General features: G+C 69.2%; 17 protein-coding genes. 10 read left to right on the top strand and 7 right to left on the bottom strand.

Annotated features, from left to right (window positions below; translation table 11 throughout):
* Positions 1–46: 46 nt before the first annotated feature.
* The 3 genes from bcp to B9N97_RS23740 all read left to right on the top strand — a co-directional run bounded on the left by bcp (position 47) and on the right by B9N97_RS23740 (position 2,741).
* Complete coding sequence (gene bcp / locus B9N97_RS23750; RefSeq protein WP_085090142.1) at positions 47–511, top strand: thioredoxin-dependent thiol peroxidase; 465 nt, start codon at positions 47–49, stop codon at positions 509–511.
* 216 nt (positions 512–727) lie between these two features.
* Positions 728–1,591 (top strand): phytanoyl-CoA dioxygenase family protein, encoded by an 864-nt coding sequence (locus B9N97_RS23745; protein WP_085090141.1) that lies wholly within the window; start codon positions 728–730, stop codon positions 1,589–1,591.
* Between the two features lie 40 nt (positions 1,592–1,631).
* Complete coding sequence (locus B9N97_RS23740) at positions 1,632–2,741, top strand: anhydro-N-acetylmuramic acid kinase (RefSeq protein WP_208621243.1); 1,110 nt, start codon at positions 1,632–1,634, stop codon at positions 2,739–2,741.
* Here B9N97_RS23740 and aat read toward each other — a convergent pair.
* Positions 2,738–3,382, bottom strand: a complete 645-nt coding sequence (aat, locus tag B9N97_RS23735; protein ID WP_085090738.1) for a leucyl/phenylalanyl-tRNA--protein transferase — start codon at positions 3,380–3,382, stop codon at positions 2,738–2,740. The genes B9N97_RS23740 and aat overlap by 4 nt on opposite strands.
* A 145-nt stretch (positions 3,383–3,527) precedes the next feature.
* Here aat and B9N97_RS23730 point away from each other — a divergent pair, with 145 nt between their 5' ends.
* On the top strand, positions 3,528–4,262 hold the full coding sequence (locus B9N97_RS23730) for a ribonuclease T2 family protein (RefSeq protein ID WP_085090139.1): 735 nt from the start codon (positions 3,528–3,530) through the stop codon (positions 4,260–4,262).
* 3 nt (positions 4,263–4,265) lie between these two features.
* Here the strand turns inward: B9N97_RS23730 and B9N97_RS23725 are convergent, their stop codons facing one another.
* The gene (locus B9N97_RS23725; protein WP_244560871.1) at positions 4,266–5,183 is read right to left on the bottom strand and encodes an NAD(P)H-hydrate dehydratase; all 918 of its coding nucleotides are present in this window, start codon (positions 5,181–5,183) and stop codon (positions 4,266–4,268) included.
* 39 nt (positions 5,184–5,222) lie between these two features.
* Positions 5,223–5,987 (bottom strand): histidine phosphatase family protein, encoded by a 765-nt coding sequence (locus B9N97_RS23720; protein WP_085090138.1) that lies wholly within the window; start codon positions 5,985–5,987, stop codon positions 5,223–5,225.
* A gap of 214 nt (positions 5,988–6,201) precedes the next feature.
* On the opposite strand from B9N97_RS23720, the gene B9N97_RS23715 reads away from it, so the two are divergent.
* The 5 genes from B9N97_RS23715 to B9N97_RS23695 all read left to right on the top strand — a co-directional run bounded on the left by B9N97_RS23715 (position 6,202) and on the right by B9N97_RS23695 (position 10,649).
* Positions 6,202–7,308 carry an alkene reductase gene (locus B9N97_RS23715; RefSeq protein WP_085090137.1) on the top strand — a complete coding sequence of 369 codons (1,107 nt, stop codon included), beginning with the start codon at positions 6,202–6,204 and terminating at the stop codon, positions 7,306–7,308.
* A gap of 256 nt (positions 7,309–7,564) precedes the next feature.
* The gene (locus B9N97_RS36830; protein WP_085090136.1) at positions 7,565–8,125 is read left to right on the top strand and encodes a cold-shock protein; all 561 of its coding nucleotides are present in this window, start codon (positions 7,565–7,567) and stop codon (positions 8,123–8,125) included.
* 392 nt (positions 8,126–8,517) lie between these two features.
* Positions 8,518–9,150, top strand: a complete 633-nt coding sequence (locus tag B9N97_RS23705) for a YgjV family protein (protein WP_085090135.1) — start codon at positions 8,518–8,520, stop codon at positions 9,148–9,150.
* Positions 9,147–9,854: a Crp/Fnr family transcriptional regulator gene (locus B9N97_RS23700; RefSeq protein ID WP_244560870.1), complete on the top strand. Its 708-nt coding sequence runs from the start codon at positions 9,147–9,149 to the stop codon at positions 9,852–9,854. Before B9N97_RS23705 ends, B9N97_RS23700 begins: the two co-directional genes overlap by 4 nt.
* A gap of 126 nt (positions 9,855–9,980) precedes the next feature.
* The gene (locus tag B9N97_RS23695) at positions 9,981–10,649 is read left to right on the top strand and encodes an MT-A70 family methyltransferase (RefSeq protein WP_085090134.1); all 669 of its coding nucleotides are present in this window, start codon (positions 9,981–9,983) and stop codon (positions 10,647–10,649) included.
* Between the two features lie 9 nt (positions 10,650–10,658).
* Here B9N97_RS23695 and B9N97_RS23690 read toward each other — a convergent pair whose 3' ends face one another.
* The 4 genes from B9N97_RS23690 to B9N97_RS23675 all read right to left on the bottom strand — a co-directional run bounded on the left by B9N97_RS23690 (position 10,659) and on the right by B9N97_RS23675 (position 15,127).
* Positions 10,659–11,288, bottom strand: a complete 630-nt coding sequence (locus B9N97_RS23690; RefSeq protein ID WP_244560869.1) for an HAD family hydrolase — start codon at positions 11,286–11,288, stop codon at positions 10,659–10,661.
* A gap of 13 nt (positions 11,289–11,301) precedes the next feature.
* A complete protein-coding gene (locus B9N97_RS23685) occupies positions 11,302–12,069 on the bottom strand; it encodes a DsbA family protein (protein ID WP_085090133.1) in 768 nt (255 codons plus the stop codon).
* Positions 12,070–12,195: 126 nt separating this feature from the next.
* Entirely contained in the window at positions 12,196–13,611 is a 1,416-nt protein-coding gene (locus tag B9N97_RS23680) for an esterase-like activity of phytase family protein (RefSeq protein ID WP_085090132.1), read from the bottom strand.
* A 151-nt stretch (positions 13,612–13,762) separates the two neighbouring features.
* Positions 13,763–15,127 carry a M48 family metalloprotease gene (locus B9N97_RS23675; protein ID WP_085090734.1) on the bottom strand — a complete coding sequence of 455 codons (1,365 nt, stop codon included), beginning with the start codon at positions 15,125–15,127 and terminating at the stop codon, positions 13,763–13,765.
* On the opposite strand from B9N97_RS23675, the gene B9N97_RS23670 reads away from it, so the two are divergent.
* Positions 15,087–16,520 (top strand): gamma-glutamyltransferase, encoded by a 1,434-nt coding sequence (locus B9N97_RS23670; RefSeq protein ID WP_244560868.1) that lies wholly within the window; start codon positions 15,087–15,089, stop codon positions 16,518–16,520. The two genes, B9N97_RS23675 and B9N97_RS23670, sit on opposite strands and share 41 nt — an antisense overlap.
* Positions 16,521–16,592: the final 72 nt, after the last annotated feature.

Genomic DNA, 16,592 nt, shown 5'->3' with positions numbered 1-16,592 from the left:
GGCCGGCAAGAAGAAGGCCGGCAAGAAGAAGGATAATCGAGCAGCCATGACCGTAGACGTCGGATCGCCCGCCCCGGATTTCACCATGCCGACCGACGGCGGGGGCAGCGTCACGCTGTCGGCCCTGCGCGGCAAGCCGGTGGTGCTGTATTTCTACCCGAAGGACGACACGTCGGGCTGCACGTCGGAGGCCTGCGGCTTCCGCGACCAGCTGCCCGACTTCTCCGCCGTGGATGCGGTGGTGATCGGCGTCTCCAAGGACAGCGTCGCCAGCCACGACAAGTTCAAGGCCAAGCACGAGCTGACCTTCACCCTGGCGTCGGACACCGACGGCGCAGTGTGCGAAGCCTATGGCACCTGGGTTGAAAAGAGCATGTACGGTCGTAAGTACATGGGTATCGACCGCGCCACCTTCCTGATCGACAAGGACGGCATCGTCCGCAATGTCTGGCGCAAGGTGAAAGTCACCGGCCATGTCGCCGCGGTACTAAAGGCCGTGCAGGCGCTGTAACCTCCAACGGGAGGGTGGGGCGCCTTTTTCTCCCGGCATGGACCGGACGGGAAGGGCGCCCTTCCGGCCCGGCTATTCCCCCGGCGTGTGGGCTTACGCCCGAAGGGTATTTTTAGAATCGCCCCAAACAAGCCTACACTTCGTGCATTCCCGCACCAGAGGCCGCGCAACCCACCGCGGTTTTGGTTCTTCGGCTGCCCCAGGGATGCACACGCCATGAACGTTGCGAACATTGCCCGGCGCCTCGTCGCCGGAGAGCTTCACTATGCGCTGGGCCGGTTCGAATCGGTGCGGCGCGGCTACAGTGCTCTGCGCCGCCTGTCTCCCCGGTCTCGCCAGCGGGCGCCGGCCGGCCCGCCCATACCGCTGCCTCCGCTTCCGGTCAGCCTGTTCGCCGGCCAGACCATCGACCGCGCGCTGGCCGACCTGCGGCGCGACTCGATCGCGCTCGGTTTCGATCTGCCCTGGGCGATGGTGGAGGAGATGGTGGAGTTCGCCACCCACTCCCCGCTGCAGCGGCGGCTGCGCGACGACCGCGTGTTCTATCGCCACGATGTCCGCAAGGGCCGGCTGGAGGACGGGTCGCCCGCGGTGATGGGCATCGTCCCCGATCCGCTTGACTGTCCGGCGGTGCGCCGGGTCTGCCGCGATCCGCTGCTGATGCAATGTGCCGGGGCTTTCCTGGGCTTCCCCGCCACCAAGATCATCCCGCGCCTGTTCTGGAGCTTCGTCACCGACGCCACCGATGACGAGCGCCGTCAGCTGGGCCAGACCATCGACTGGCATTACGACGTCCACGACTTCCATTTCTGCTCGGCGCAGTTCTATCTGACCGATGTCGGCCCCGGTTCCGGCGAGCACGCGCTGGTCCGCGGCAGCCATCACGGCAAGTCGCTGCGCATGCTGCTGGGCTCCGCCAACGCCCGCGACGAGCAGCTGTTCACCCGCTTCGCCCGCGACCGCATCCTGGTGGTGGAGGGACCGGCCGGCACCGGCTTCCTCGAGGACACCTCCTGCTACCACCGCGCCACCCCGCCGGCCAGCCGCGAGCGGCTGATGCTGCAGCTCTGGATCAGCTGAGCTAGACTGCGCCGCATCGTCACGAGGGGATGCGGAACGGATGATGGAAGCGAAGGACGGGCTGCGCACGGTCGTCGGCCTGATGAGCGGCACCTCGATGGACGGCATCGACGCTGCTCTGCTGCGCACCGACGGCCGCGACCGGGTGGAGGCGCTGGACTTCCTGACCATCCCCTATGACGACGGCTTCCGCGCCCGGCTGCGCGGCTGCCTGGGCAGGACCGACAGCGACGGGACGGTGGCGGCGGTGGAGCGCGACCTGACCGACGCCCATGCCGACGCGGTGCGCCGCCTGCTGGACAAGGCGGGCGGCGCGGCGGCGGCGATCGAACTGATCGGTTTCCACGGCCACACAATCCACCATGACCCGGATCGGCGCATCACCCGCCAGATCGGCGACGGCGCCCGGTTGGCGGCGGCGACCGGCATCGCCGTGGTCAATGATTTCCGCAGCGCCGACGTTGCCGCGGGCGGGCAGGGGGCGCCTTTGGTCCCGCTGTTCCACCGGGCGCTGGCGCACGGGCTGCCGCGTCCGCTCGCCGTCCTCAACATCGGCGGTGTCGCCAATGTCAGCTGGATCGGTCCCGAACCGGCGGACGGGGAGGCCGACGTCGTCGCCTGCGACACCGGGCCGGGCAACGCCCTGATCGACGATTGGGTGCTGCGCCACGGGCTCGGCCGCTTCGATGCAGGCGGTGCGCTGGCGGCGTCAGGGCAAGTGGATGACGCGGCGCTGGCCCAACTGATGGCCCATCCCTATTTCGGCCGTCCGGCTCCGAAGTCGCTGGACCGCGACGCCTTCGACCCGGCGCCGGTGGCGGCATTGCCGCCGGAGGACGGCGCCGCCACCCTGACCGCCTTCACCGCAGAGTCAGTCGCCCAGGTCGTTCCCCATCTGCCGGCCCCGCCGGTGCGTTGGCTGGTCTGCGGCGGCGGGCGGCACAACGCCACGCTGATGGCGATGCTGGCCGACCGGCTGGGCGTGCCCGTCGAGTCGGCCGATCTCGTCGGCTGGGATGGCGACGCGCTGGAGGCGCAGGCCTTCGGATATCTGGCGGTGCGCAGCCGGCTGGGGCTGCCGCTCAGCCTGCCGGCGACCACCGGCGTGCCGGCGCCGATGCCGGGCGGGGTGTTCCACCCGAAACCCTAATCCGTGGCCGACCCCAGCAGGTCCGCCAGCGCCGCCTGCTGGTCGACGCCGCGGAAGTCGGTCTTGCGCTCCATCGCGGCGGCGAGGCGGCGGCGGTAGTCGGTGCGCGGGATCTCGATGGCGCCGAACCGGCTCAGATGCTCCGTCACGAACTGGGTGTCGAGCAGGGCGAAGCCGGCGGCGCGCAGCCGGGCGACCAGATGGACCAGCGCCACCTTGCTGGCCCCGGTCTCGCGGCTGAACATGCTCTCGCCGAAATAGGCGCCGCCGATCGACACCCCGTACAGCCCGCCGACCAGCCGGCCGTCGCGCCAGCATTCCACGCTGTGGGCGAATCCGCTGTCGAACAGGTCGCCGTAGAGACGGACGATGTCGTCGTTGATCCAGGTCTTCGGCCGGTCCTCCGTCGCCTCGGCGCAGCCCTTGATCACCGCGCGGAAGGCGCTGTCGAACCGCAGTTCGAACGGGCAGCGCCGCAGCGTCTTGCGCAGGCTGCGCGGCACATGGAAGCCGTCCAGCGGCAGGATGCCGCGGAGCTCCGGGTCGAACCAGTGAAGCTCCCGCGATTCGGCGCTCTCGGCCATCGGGAAGATGCCGGCGGCGTAGGCACGCAGCAAAATCGGTGCGGACAGGGTGAACATGCCGGTCACTATACCCGCTGATGGGGCGGAACGCGCAAACGTTCGGCCGAAGTTTGGCTGAGTGATACTGGTGTCGAGACCCCGCGACAGCAATCTCCTTCCATGGTATGCAACGCAGGGAAGCACATCCGTGGGGAAGATCGTCATGAGAAGCGCCGTCGCCGCCATCCTGTCCGTCATGGTTGCCGGACTGTTCGCCGCAAGCCCCTCCTGGGCGCAGAGGCGGGCGGAGCCGGGCAACTTCGACTATTACCTCCTGTCGCTGTCCTGGACGCCGACCTATTGCACCCGCGACAAGTACGGCCCCGATCCCGACCAGTGCGGCGACCGCAAATATGGCTTCGTCGTCCATGGCCTGTGGCCGCAATACAATGACGGAAGCTATCCCGCCACCTGCAGCCGCGACCGCAACCTGCCCAAGGCGGTGGTGGACCAGACCATGCCGGTGATGCCCAGCGTCGGGCTGATGATGCATGAATGGCGCAAGCACGGGACCTGCTCCGGCCTGAACGCCACTGACTATTTCGCCAAGCTGCGCGCTGCTGCATCCAAGGTGGCGATCCCGGAGACGCTGAAGGTTCCCGGCCCGACCGTGCCGGCGACGCAGGTGGAGCGCCTGTTCCTGGAGGCAAATCCCGGCCTGACGGCGGAGGGGGTGGCGGTCATCTGTTCCCGCCGCGACGTGGCGGAGGTGCGGGTCTGCCTGAACAAGGATCTGGGCTTCATCGCCTGCGGCCAAAAGGTGGTCGACCGCTGCCGCGACCGCGACGCCGCCCTCTCCGCCGACGTGGTCCCGTCCCAGCCGCGCCGCAGCGCGACGCCGCCCGCCGCCCCGGCCCTGCCGCCGGCGCCTGCCGCGGCACCCGCCCCGGCGCAGTAAGGCTCAGCTGCCCGTTCCGTCGGCCAGGGACGCCATCACCGCCGGGATTTCCGCCAGCAGTTCGCGGGCGAGGAATCCCAGCGGGCCGATTCGGCGGCTCAGCCGGTTGCCGGCCTCGCCATGCAGGTAGACGCCCCAGATGGCGGCCTGTTCCGGGCTGGCGCCGCGGGCCAGCAGACCGGTGACGATCCCGGCCAGCGTGTCGCCGGACCCGGAGGTCGCCAGCCCGACCGTGCCTTCGCGGTAGGCCCAGGCGCGGCCGTCCGGTGCGACGATGCGGGTGCAGCCACCCTTGAGCGCCACCACCGCCTTGAGCCGCGCCGCCGCCTGCCTGGCGCTGCCGAGCGGATCGGCCATCACTTGGTCGCGCGGGCAGCCCAGCAGGCCGGCCATCTCGCCGGCATGGGGGGTGACGACCACGCGGCCTTCATGGCGGTGCAGCGGCGACGGGTCCTGCCCCAGCCCGGCCAGCGCCCCGGCATCCAGGACGAATCGCGGCCCGTTCTTGTCCCCATCCGGCTCCAGGCGCCTCAGCAGGTCGGCGGTCAGGGCCGCCGTTGCCGGCTCGTCCATCATGCCGGGACCGATCAGCACCGTATCGCAGCGCGAGGCCCGCTCGGCCAACGCCTGGGCCGACTCGGCGGCGATCCCGCCTTCCGGTGTCTCAGGCAGGCCGGCGACCAGGGCCTCCGGCAGGGCGAGGCCCAGATGCGCAGCGACGCTGGCCGCGGTGGCGATCTGCAGCTTGCCGGCGCCGGCGCGCAGAACGCCGATCCCGGCCAGCAGGGCACCGCCCGGCACCGGCACGCTGCCGGCCACCACCAGCGCCCGGCCGCGGGTTTCCTTGTCGCCGTCGCCGTCCGGCTGGGGCAGGGGCATGTCGCGCAGAAGCCCGGCGGTGATGGGGATCTCGGCGTCCAATCGGCTCTCCACGGCGGGTCGTCTTCAGCGGGCGGCGATTTATCGGGCGGCAACGGCGGCATCCGGCTCGGCGGTGACCGGGGCGCCGGCCTCCTCCAGCGGGGCGACGAAGTTGTAGCGGTGCAGCAGCAGTCCGCCGCGCGGCCCGGCCTGGGCATCGAAGCGGTATTCGGTGACGGAGCAGTTGGCGACGTCGCCGGCCGCGTCGATGGCCAGGATTTCCTCCTCCGTCATGTTTTCCAGCAGATAGCGCAGGCACAGCACCACCACCTGATGCCCGACGATCAGCACCCGCCGGCCGCCGTGATGCAAGCTGACGGTGTCGAGCGCGCTGCGCAGCCGCAGGATCACATCGCACCAGCTCTCGCCCCCGGGCGGACGGTGATAGAATTTGCCGAGCAGGCGGCGGAACTCGGCCTGTTCGGGGAATTCCTGACGGATGCCGGCGGTGGTCAGCCGGTCGAGAACGCCGAACTCCTTCTCGCGCAGCCGCTCGTCGATGACGAAATCGGCCGGGTCGATCGGCAGCCCGCCCGACTGGTGCAGCCGTTCCGCCGTGCGCAGCGCCCGACGATAGGGCGAGGTCAGCACCACGTCCGGCCGCTCAACCGCCGGCATGGCGGCGAACCAGCGGCCGAGCGCATCCGACTGCCGCTCACCCAGCGGGCTGAGCGGCACGTCGACGTCGCGCTCGTCGATGTCGATCCGGACATGGCCGGCGGCGTGGGCGGCGTCGCGCGCGACGTTCCCGGCGCTTTCGCCATGGCGGACGATCCACAATCGGTCGGGCCAGCGCTGTTGCATCGGCGATCCCATTCCCTGACAGGCGAAACTGTCGGAAATAACCGCCGGGCGGGCCGAAAGGTCCCTTATCCGTGCCGGTCACGGTATGGCAGCCATGCTGCCTGTTCCGCCGCTGCGGCGACGCGGGACCTTGCCGCTGGCGTCGGCCGGGCCACACTTTCCTGTCGAGTTTCCAACCAGCAGCCAGTCTTCAACCATACAGAATGGATCGGACATGACGGACAGCCAGGACGCGGCCCCCCTGTTCCAGCCGGTGACGGTCGGGCGCCTTACCCTGCCCAACCGCATCGCCATGGCGCCGCTGACCCGCAGCCGCACCGACAACGCCACCGGCGTGCCGACCGCGATGAACGCCGAATATTACGCCCAGCGCGCTAGCGCCGGCCTGATCATCGCCGAGGCGACGCAGATCTCGCCGCAGGGCAAGGGCTATGCCTACACCCCCGGCATCCACAGCGCCGAACAGGTGGCGGGCTGGAAGCTGGTGACCGATGCGGTCCACGCGAAGGGCGGGCACATGTGCCTGCAGCTCTGGCATGTCGGCCGCATCTCCCACCCTGACCTGCAGCCGGGCGGCGCCCTGCCGGTGGCGCCCTCCGCGGTCAAGCCGGAGATGAAGGCATTTACCGTCGACGGCTTCAAGGACATCCCGGCCCCGCGGGCGCTGGAGCTGTCGGAACTGCCGGGCATCGTCGAGGATTACCGCCGCGCCACCCGCAACGCGCTGGCCGCCGGGTTCGACATGGTGGAGGTGCATGCCGCCAACGGTTACCTGATCGACCAGTTCCTGCGCGACGGCACCAACAAGCGCACCGACGCCTATGGCGGCTCGGTCGAGAATCGCGCCCGCTTCCTGTTCGAAGTGCTGGACGCCGTGGTGGCGGAGGCCGGGGCCGACCGCGTCGGCATCCGCCTGTCGCCGCTGAGCCCGGCCAACGACGCCCAGGAAAGCGATCCGGTCGGCACCTTCAGCCCGGTGATCCGCCGCCTGAACAATTACGGCCTTGCCTATCTGCACATGATCGAGGGGGTGACCCGCGGCCCGCATCCCGGATTCGGCGGCGATCTCGCCGAGTTGCGCGGGCTCTACAAGGGCCGCTACATGGCCAACAACGTCTATGACCGCGCCATGGCGATCCAGGCGACGGCCAGCGGCCATGCCGACATGATCGCCTTCGGCCGGCCCTTCATCGCCAACCCGGACTTGGTGGAGCGGCTGCGCATCGACGCCCCGCTGGCCGAGCCGGACCAGAAGACCTTCTATGGCGGCGACCGTCACGGCTACACCGATTATCCGACGCTTGCCCAGTCGGCGGCCTGATCCGGCGGCGCACGGCCTGCGTGCAAAAACCCTCCCGAGTCGCAGCGGGGCAGGCCGGCCGGGGGTGCCGGGCAGGGCCGGCGAGGCGGCACTTCGGTGCCGCTTCGGGAGGGCGGAAGCACCGGGGATGCCGCAAGCGTGAGCCAGGGGTGAGGCATTTAAGGGCGATTTGGTCATCTTTCCTTTGGAAGGCTTGACCTGGGACCCGATCCCTGTGACAAAAGACATTCGGCACACTCTATGAGCTTGAAGACACATGTTCGACCGCCCGCCCCGCCAGGGCTTCCGCGCTCCCGAGATCACCAAGTCCAACGTCACCGCCACCGTGAAGTGGTTCAACCCCACCAAGGGGTTCGGCTTCGTGTCGCCTGAGGACGGTTCGCCCGATGCCTTCCTGCACGTCTCCGCGGTTCAGGCCGCCGGCTACGACGCGCTGGACGAAGGCACCACCATCACCTGTGACCTGGCCCGTGGGCCGAAGGGTCCGCAGGTGGCCTCCATCCACACGGTCGATGCGTCGACCGCTCAGCGTTCGGCCCGTCCGCGGACCGGCGGCTTCGACCGTGGCGGCTATGACCGCGGCGGCTACGATGCCGGCGGCGCCGGTGGCGAAGAAGTCGACGGCACCGTGAAGTGGTTCAATGCCGACAAGGGCTTTGGCTTCATCACGCCCAGCACCGGTGGCAAGGACGTCTTCGTCCACGTCAACGTGCTGCGCCGTTCGGGCATGCAGACCCTTCAGGAAGGCGATCAGGTGCGCGTCACCGTTCGCCAGGGCCAGAAGGGTCCGGAAGCGGGCAAGGTCGAGTACCTGTAAGGCTCCGGGAAACCCGGGCCTCGGCCGTGCGGCGCTCGTCCTCTCCGGACACGCGCCACACCGGTCGGCTCCGCTTGGCTGAATAGCCTCATGGGGTCCTGAGTCGTAACGGCTCCGGACCTCCCGGTGGAAATCCGGATTTTCAGCGCACGGCGCCTCCCTTCGGGGGCGCGCCGTGCGTTCCTGTCTTTTATGCTGCTGCTTTTGCGGTCCTGGCTCGTGAGTGATCCGGCCGTGGCTCTGTTTGCCCCGGCTGTTCGTTGCGTGTGTCTTCCGCTCTTTCTTTTGTTCCTGCTTTCTTCGTGACGCCTGTTCTCCTGCGCCGCCCTTCGGGGCGGCCGGCGCCACGTCTCCCTCCCGTTGCCCCCTTGCTGCCAAAGGTCCGATCCGGCATGAGCGAGGTGCTGACCGACTTAGTCACCGTCCTGGCAGGCGGAGGAGGGGTGGCGGGCGGTGGTTGGTCCGCGGCCCAACTGATCGGCTTCTGCGGCACCATTGGCGGCATGCTCTGGCCATTCTTCCGCAGCCGGGCCGGCATGCTGCTGGTCCAGCTGGTGCCCTGCCTGTGCTTCACCGTGCATTACGCCATGATGGGCGCGCCGACAGCCTCGGCGTTGAACGCGCTTGCGGCGTTGCAGGTGCTTGCGGCGCTGGCGATCGGTGCGCGGCCGGCCTTCCGACTCGTCTATCTGGCGATCCTTCCGGTGATCGCCGCGGTTATGGCCGTCACCTGGACTGGGCTGCCGTCCGTCTTTGCCGCGGCCGGCATGGCGGCGATCAGCCTTGCCCGCTACCAGACGCGGGTCACCCCCTTCCGCGGCATCATGCTGGTGGCTTTGCCCTGTTGGTTCGTGCACAACAGTCTGGTGGGGTCGGTGCCGGCAATGATCTCGGACGTGACCGGAATAGCCGTCAATGGCTGGATGCTGCTGCGCGGCACCGGACTGACGCCGCCCTCACCAACACCAATGCCACCGGCTGCAGCAGCGATGCCGCCGGCGGCCGGGGAGGCGAAGCTGTCATGACCGTCAACCATTCCAACCTGTCGGCGGAAGACGCCGCCGCACTGCGCGCGATCCCGCTGTTCGCCAAGCTGACCGATCGTGCGGTGTCGCTGCTGGGCGGGGTCGCCATCGTGCGCCCGGTGTCGCGCGGCACCACCCTGTTCCTGCAGGATGAGCCGGCCGACCGCTTCTTCGTGCTGCTCGACGGCTGGGTGAAGCTGTACCGCCTGACCCGCGACGGGACGGAGGCGGTGGTCCATGTCATCGGCCCGGCGGAGAGCTTTGCCGAGGCCGCGATGTTCGCCGACGGCAAATTCCCGGTTTGCGCCGAGGCGGTGACCGACGCCCGCGTCATGACCCTGACCGCCGACGGATTCGCCCGCTGTTTGCGCGAGGACGACCGGATCGCCTTCGGCATGCTGGGCTCTCTCTCCGTCCGCTTGCGCCATCTGGTGACGCAGATCGAACAGCTCCAGGTCCAGCCGGCGCCGCAGCGGGTCGCCGCCTTCCTGGTGCGGGTCTGCCCGCCGGGCGACGGACCGGCGCAGTTCCAGCTTCCCTTCGACAAGGCGCTGATCGCGCGGCGCCTGGGCATGCAGCCGGAGACCCTGTCGCGGGCACTGGCCAAGCTGCGCGCCGTGGGTGTGGAAACCCAGGGGCTGACCGTCAGCGTCGCCGAACGCGCTTCTCTGCGCGCCATGGCCGAGGCCGGCGAGGAGGAGTGACGGGGTCGTGTGCCGGCCCCTGTGACAGCGTCGGCGGAGCGGTTCAGACCCGATTGACGGCGCTGTCCCCCCGTGCGAGTTTGCACACCTCCCGGTACCGCATTTGTTCAGGATTTCGAGGCAGCGATGGGCGACAGCAAGACGGTGGAGACGGCATCGGATCCGGCGCAGGATCTGGTGGCCTTCGCCGGTGACCGGCGCTTCGCCACCGTGATGGCGGACCCGCCCTGGCGCTTCGTCAACCGCACCGGCAAGATGGCGCCGGAGCATCGCCGCCTGTCGCGCTACGGCACCATGACGGTGGAGGACATCTGCGCCCTGCCGGTCGCCGACATCGCCGCCCCCACCGCGCACCTCTATCTCTGGGTCCCCAACGCCCTGCTGCCGGAAGGGCTGCAGGTGATGCGCAGCTGGGGGTTCGAGTACAAGACCAACCTGATCTGGCACAAGGTGCGCAAGGACGGCGGTTCCGACGGGCGCGGCGTCGGCTTCTACTTCCGCAACGTCACCGAACTGATCCTATTCGGGGTGCGAGGCAAGAAGGCCCGCACGCTGCCGCCCGGCCGCACCCAGGTCAACCTGATCGAGAGCCGCAAGCGCGAGCACAGCCGCAAGCCGGACGAGCAGTATGACCTGATCGAGTCCTGCAGCCCCGGCCCCTATCTGGAGATGTTCGCCCGCGGCGCCCGGCCCAACTGGTCGGTCTGGGGCAATCAGGCCGACGACGGCTACGAGCCGACCTGGAAGACCTACGCGTTCAATTCCGCGACGGATCGCGAGGCTGCGGCGGAGTAGGGGGCCGCATCAAAGCAGCCCCACCGCCTCCAGATCGCGCCGCAGCGCCTCGGCGCCCAGGAACAGGTGCGCCGACATTCCCACCGACCTTGCCGTCTCGACATTGTCGGGGTTGTCGTCGATGAAGTAGCAGTCTTTCGGTTCAAGACCGTAACGATCCATCAGCAGCCGGTAGATCGCCGGTTCCGGTTTCACCAGTCGTTCCTGACCCGAAACGATGATCCCGTCGAAGCCGTTCAGGAAGTCGAAGCGCTTGCGCGTTAGCTCGAACTTGTCGACCGAGAAGTTGGTGATGGCATAGACGGGAACGCCGCGGGCCTTCAGCTCCGCCAGGATGTCCGGCGTGCCGGGGATCGGGCCGGGCACCATGTGTTCCCACATGTCGTCATAGGCGCGGATCAGCTCGGCGCAGTCCGGATGCTCCTCGGTCAGCAGGGCGACGGCGTCCGCCCAGGGACGGCCGCGGTCCTGCTCCAGGTTCCAGGCCGGGGTGCAGACCCGGTCGAGGAAATCCTCCATCAGGTCTTCGTAGCCGTCGAACAGCTCGCGGTAGAGGTGCCGCGGATCCCATTCGATCAGCACCTGCCCGACGTCGAAAACGACGACGGACGGCTTCGCCTGCTCAGTCATTCCGGTCATGGAACGGTCCGCCTCAGCCCTTGGCGCGGGCGGCTTCGGTCAGCCGCTTCATGTCGTCCAGGCGGATGGCGCCGGGCACCAGCTCGTCGCCGAAGATGAAGGCGGGGGTGCCGCGGATGTTCAGCTTCTCGGCCAGCGCCTGGTTGGCGGCGATCACCTTCAGCACGTCCGGCGACTCCATGTCCTTCTTCAGCCGGTCGGTGTCGAGCCCGACCGACTTGGCGAGGCGCATGATGACGGCCTCGTCCAACTGGCCGCGCTGGGCCATCAGGGCATTGTGGAATTCCATGTATTTGCCCTGCGCGCGGGAGGCCAGCGCCGCCTTGGAGGCGACAACCGAGGCCGGGCCCAGGATCGGGAATTCCTTCAGCACGAAGCGCAGCTTGGGATCGCCCTTGATCAGCGACTGGGTGTCGGCCTGCACCGCCTTGCAGTAGCCGCACTGGTAGTCGAAGAACTCCACCACCGTCACGTCGCCCTGCGGGTTGCCGGCGACCGGATCGGCGGGGTTGCGGGTCAGCTCCTGCTTGTTCTCGATCAGCGCCTTGCGGGCCTGTTCGGCTTCCGCCGTCTTCTGACGCTCCTGCATGGCGTCGACGGCCTGCAGGATCACCTCCGGATGCTCCATCAGGTAGTCGCGGACGATCTTCTCGATGGCGGTCTTCTGGGTGCTGTCGAAGCTCGCCGATTGCGCACGGGCCGGGGCGGTGGCGGACAGCGCCAGCGCCGCGACGGGCAGGGCCAGCAGGGCGGAACGCAGGAACGGCAGGGCGGGGCGCATGAGGGGCGGTCTCCGAAACACGAAGGGAATTGGGCCGAAGGCCGCCCACACTGGACCGACAATCCGGTCCGGACAAGTGCAAAGCGCCTGTCCGGACATCACCTTTCCGCGATCAGCGATTGGCGATCATTTGGCGCGCAGCAGCTCGCCCACCGACAGCAGCGCCATCTCGTCGCCGTCGGCCTTGCCGATGGTCCGGCCGGTGGAGTAGGGCAGGTTGTTGTCGTTGACGACGACGATGTGGTCGGCATCGACGACGTTCACCCCCTCCGGCCCCAGATGGGGCATGACGAAGCGGCCTTCCGGCGCCTGCCCGGAGCGGGCCTTGTGGTCGGGGTCGGCGATGTCGGTCAGGTCGATGTAACCGACCTTGCGGACGAAGCCGTCGGCATCTGCCCCGGCGATGTCGATCTTGTAGATGCGCTTGAAGGCGGCCGGGGCGTTGAAGCAGTCCGGCTTCGCCTCGCCCTGGCAGGCCTGGGTCCTCGCCCCTTCGGTGCTGTCGTCGCGCTCGATCACCAGGGCGCTGCCGGCGTCGATCATCGCCATGTCGGCGACGACGTTGGCGTTGTCCTCCAGCCTGTACTTCCACGACTTGCCGGTGTACGTGCGGCCGGCGACGTCGAACTCCAGGATGCGGGTGTACGCGTGGCCGTCCTTGTTCTCGAAGCTGTTGCCGGCGGCGTTCCACAGCGGGCCTTCCAGCGACGGGTACAGCGTCTTGCCGTCGGGCGACACGCCCATCGGCTCGAACCCGCGGGAGCGGCGGACCTCGAAGCTGACGGCGCCGGGGACCGCCGGCAGGCCGTTGTTGCGGTAATGGTCGGGGGAGCGGGCCGGCTTGCCGTCGATCACCGTCTCATGCGCGGCGATGACCACGCCGTCGCGGCTCAGCTCCAGGATGTACGGGCCGAACTCGTCGCCGATGAATAGGCGGTCGTTCTGGACCACCAGCGATTCGGGGTCGAAGTCGGCGCCGGTCAGATAGCGGCCGGTGCTGTTCTCGTTGACGATGGCGAAGGGGACCTTGCGGTCGGGATCGCGCAGGAAGATGGTCTCCAGCCGCTGCATGGAGCCGCTCTGCCAGTCCGGCTTGACGCGATGGACCATCAGCAGGGCGTCGACGGAGTTCACCTTGCTGCCGAAGCCGTTGTCGGTCAGGGCCAGGAACTCGCCGTTGCCCTGCGGCACGATGGCGGAGAAGCCCTGCACCGCCTGCCCCGCGACCGGCAGCATGATCTCCGTCCCGCGCGGCGCCTTGGGGTCGGCGGCGAAGGAGGTGGCGCGGATGGTGCCCACGGCGTCCACCCGCTTGCGGTCGGCGTTGGTGAACTTGCCGGCGCTGGCGAACAGCGGCCCGGCATCGGCCGGCGGCTGCACCAGCGTGTCGGCCGGCAGCACCGCATGACCGGCGAGCGTGGCGGGATAGCGCTTGGCCTGCTGCTCCTGGGCCAGCGCCGGGATGGCGGCGAGGCTGGCGGACAGAAGGGCCGCGGTGGCGAGCAGGGGGCCGCGCCAGGATTTCGGACGGACGGACGGCATGCGGTTTACTCCGTGGACGGAACCGCGCGCCCGGCCGGCCGGGCGCGCTCGATGTCCGCGGAATAGCAAGCGGCGATGACGTAGCCGGGACGGTTCGGTGACCGTTGCGTTACCGGAAGGACGCTTTCGTCATATGACCCGCAAGCTGGCGTTACTGTCCGCCGCCGGTCTGGCCGCGGATATCCTGGGCGCGCAGCCAACCGGGCGAGCCGGCGGGCAGCAGCTTCTCCGCCCGCTCCGCCTGTGCCTTGGCCATCGGCATGTCGCCGCGCGCCAATGCCTCCTCCGCCGTGGCGTAGGCGACCATGCCGTCGTTCTTCTTCATGCTCCAGGCCTGCGCGGTCAGCCGCCACAGGAAGGCGGACTGCGCCTTGCCCTTGGAAGCGATCTGCAGATTCTTCAGCGCCTCGTCCGCCAGACGGGGATCATGCTGTTCCAAGAGGGCGTGGGCGAGGGAGACGCGGATCGTTCCGGCTTCGGAACCAGCCAGATCGACGGCCTTTCGATACGGGGCCACCGCATCCGGCGCCCGGCCGGTCTGCAGCATCAGGTCGCCCTTCATCTCATAAAGGTAGGGGTTTTTCGGCTCGTCGGCGATCAGCCCGTCGATCAGCGGCGTCGCCTGCTTGATGTCGCCCTGGCGGAAATAGGCATAGGCGCGGCCATAGCGGGCGGCCGGCGACGGGTCGTTCGCCTTGTAGCGCTGCAGGGCGCCGCGCGGGTCGAGATAGCCGTACAGCTTGGCCTGGATGCGCTGCAGATCGGCCTCCGTCGCCGCCGGCAGATGGGCGTTGGCGTAGCGGGAGCGGGCGACGAAGTTCTTCACCGCGTCGATGCGCTCGCGGGTCAGCGGGTGGGTCAGGCGATAGCCGGCGTCGCGGTCGTTCATCAGCGGATCGCCGACGCCCAGCTTTTCCAGGAAGGTCTCCATCCCCTTGGCGGAGATGCCCGACTGTTCCAGGAAGGACAGGCCGGCCTGATCGGCCGAAGCCTCCTGCGTGCGGGAGAAGGACAGGTAGTTCCGCTCCGCCAGATGCTGGCCCAGCATCACGCCGGCGGCGCCCGCCCCGGCATTGCGCGAGGCCAGGCCGCCGATGACGCCCAGCCCCATGCCGAGCAGCGAGGAGAGGAAGGCGTTGTCCATCGCCTCCGCCCCGCGCACAAGATGTCCGCCGGCGATGTGGCCGGTCTCGTGCGCGATCACGCCCAGCAGCTGGTCGGCGTTGTCGACGTCCAGCAGCAGGCCGGTGTGGATGAAGATGTTCTGCCCGCCGGCGACGAAGGCGTTCACCGACGGGTCGTTGACCAGCAGGATCTGCACCGAATCCGGGTCGACGCCTGCCGCCTGGAAGATTGGCCGGGCCATCTTGCGGATGATATGGTCCGTCTCGGCGTCGCTGAGGATTTGCATGTCCGAGCGGCGCTGCGCGCTCGCCGGTGGCGCTCCCCACACCAGCGACATCAGACAAACGGACATGATGGCGACGACCGAAACCAGCCTGCTGGGCTTGCGCACCGTGACGACCTCCGGCTTGGAACAGCGGATTCCCGCGCGCGACCGGCGGAACTCCGGACCGCGATACACTCGCTTGCAAATCTGGCAACGGTTGGGCGCGGTTGCCATAGCTGCATCACTGCTGCCGGGCTGCGTCAATACCAAGTTCAAGACCGACGCCACGGTGCAGAGCTTCGTCGTCGCCGACGAACCCTATGCCGCCGGGGTGGGGCGCGACATCATCGCCCAAGGCGGCAAGGCCGGCGATGCGGTGGCGGCGATGGCGCTGACGATGACCGCCAGCCTGCCGTCGCGGGTCGGCCTGACCGGCGGCGGCGTCTGCGTGCTGTTCGACGCCGCCTCGAAGAAGGCGCGCACCATCGATTTCCTGCCGCGCCCGGCCGGTGCCGGCGGCGTCGCCATGCCCGCCATGGCGCGCGGCCTGTTCGCCGTCCAGGCCTCCGCCGGCGTGATGCGATGGGAGCAGGTCGTCTCCCCGGCCGAACAGCTGGCCCAATTCTCCCCCGGCCTCAGCCGCGCGCTGGTGCAGGACCTGACCGCCTTCGGGGGGCGGCTGGCTCCCGATTCTGAGACGCGGCGGCGCTTCCTCGGCAGCGGCACCCCCGCCGTCGGGGCGGTGGTCGGCCAGCCGGAACTGGCCGCGACCCTGTCGGTCCTGCGGCGGCAGGGGGTGGGCGCCTTCTACAGCGGGCCGCTCGCCGCCACCGTTGCCCAGGGCACCGGCATCGACCCGGCGCAGCTGCGCGCCTATCAGCCGCGCGTTGCCGGAACGCTGACCGTGCCCTTCGACATCAGCGACCTGCATGTGCCCGACCTGAACGAGCCGGACTCCGGCGCCGCCCTGATCCAGGCCTGGAAGGCGGTGGCATCGCTGCCGCCGGCCGAGCGAGCCACCCGCGCCGCCCAAATGCTGGGCGCCACCGGCAGGGGCGCAACCGCCGCCGGAGCCGGGGTGATGGTGATCGATCCGGACGAGAACGGTGCGGCCTGCGCCTTCACCCAGGGTGCGCCCTTCGGCACCGGCCGCGGCATCCCCGGCACCGGCATGCTGGTGGCCCAGGGGGTTGACCGCGGCGGCTTCGGCGCGCCGGCGCTGATCGCCAACTCCATCATCGGCCGCACCCTGTTCGCCGGGGTCGGCACCGCGAGCGGCGACGACGGCCCGGCCGCCGGCCCGGCGGCGCTGCTGTCGGCCGCCCTTCCGGCCGGTCTGGAGGACAAGTCCACCGCCCCGCAGATCCAGGCGGCCCGTCCGCAATCCATCCCCGGACGGGTCAGCTTCGTCGGATGCCGGGTTTCGATCGAGGACGGGGTCCGCTATTGCCAGATGGCAATCGACCCGCGCGCCGCCAGTCTGGGGCTGACGGTCGAAAGCGAACGAAAGCGGGAATGACGCTGCCGGAAAACGGCACGCCCGAAGAGAGCCCGGCCAAAGAGAGCCCGGCCAAAGAAAGTTAGAGACGGA

It is taken from the genome of Azospirillum oryzae (genome assembly GCF_900177515.1).
In the GTDB taxonomy this organism is placed as follows: domain Bacteria; phylum Pseudomonadota; class Alphaproteobacteria; order Azospirillales; family Azospirillaceae; genus Azospirillum; species Azospirillum oryzae_A.
The sequence above is the reverse complement of the archived record's forward strand: the minus strand, read 5'-3'. Positions and strand labels throughout refer to the sequence as shown.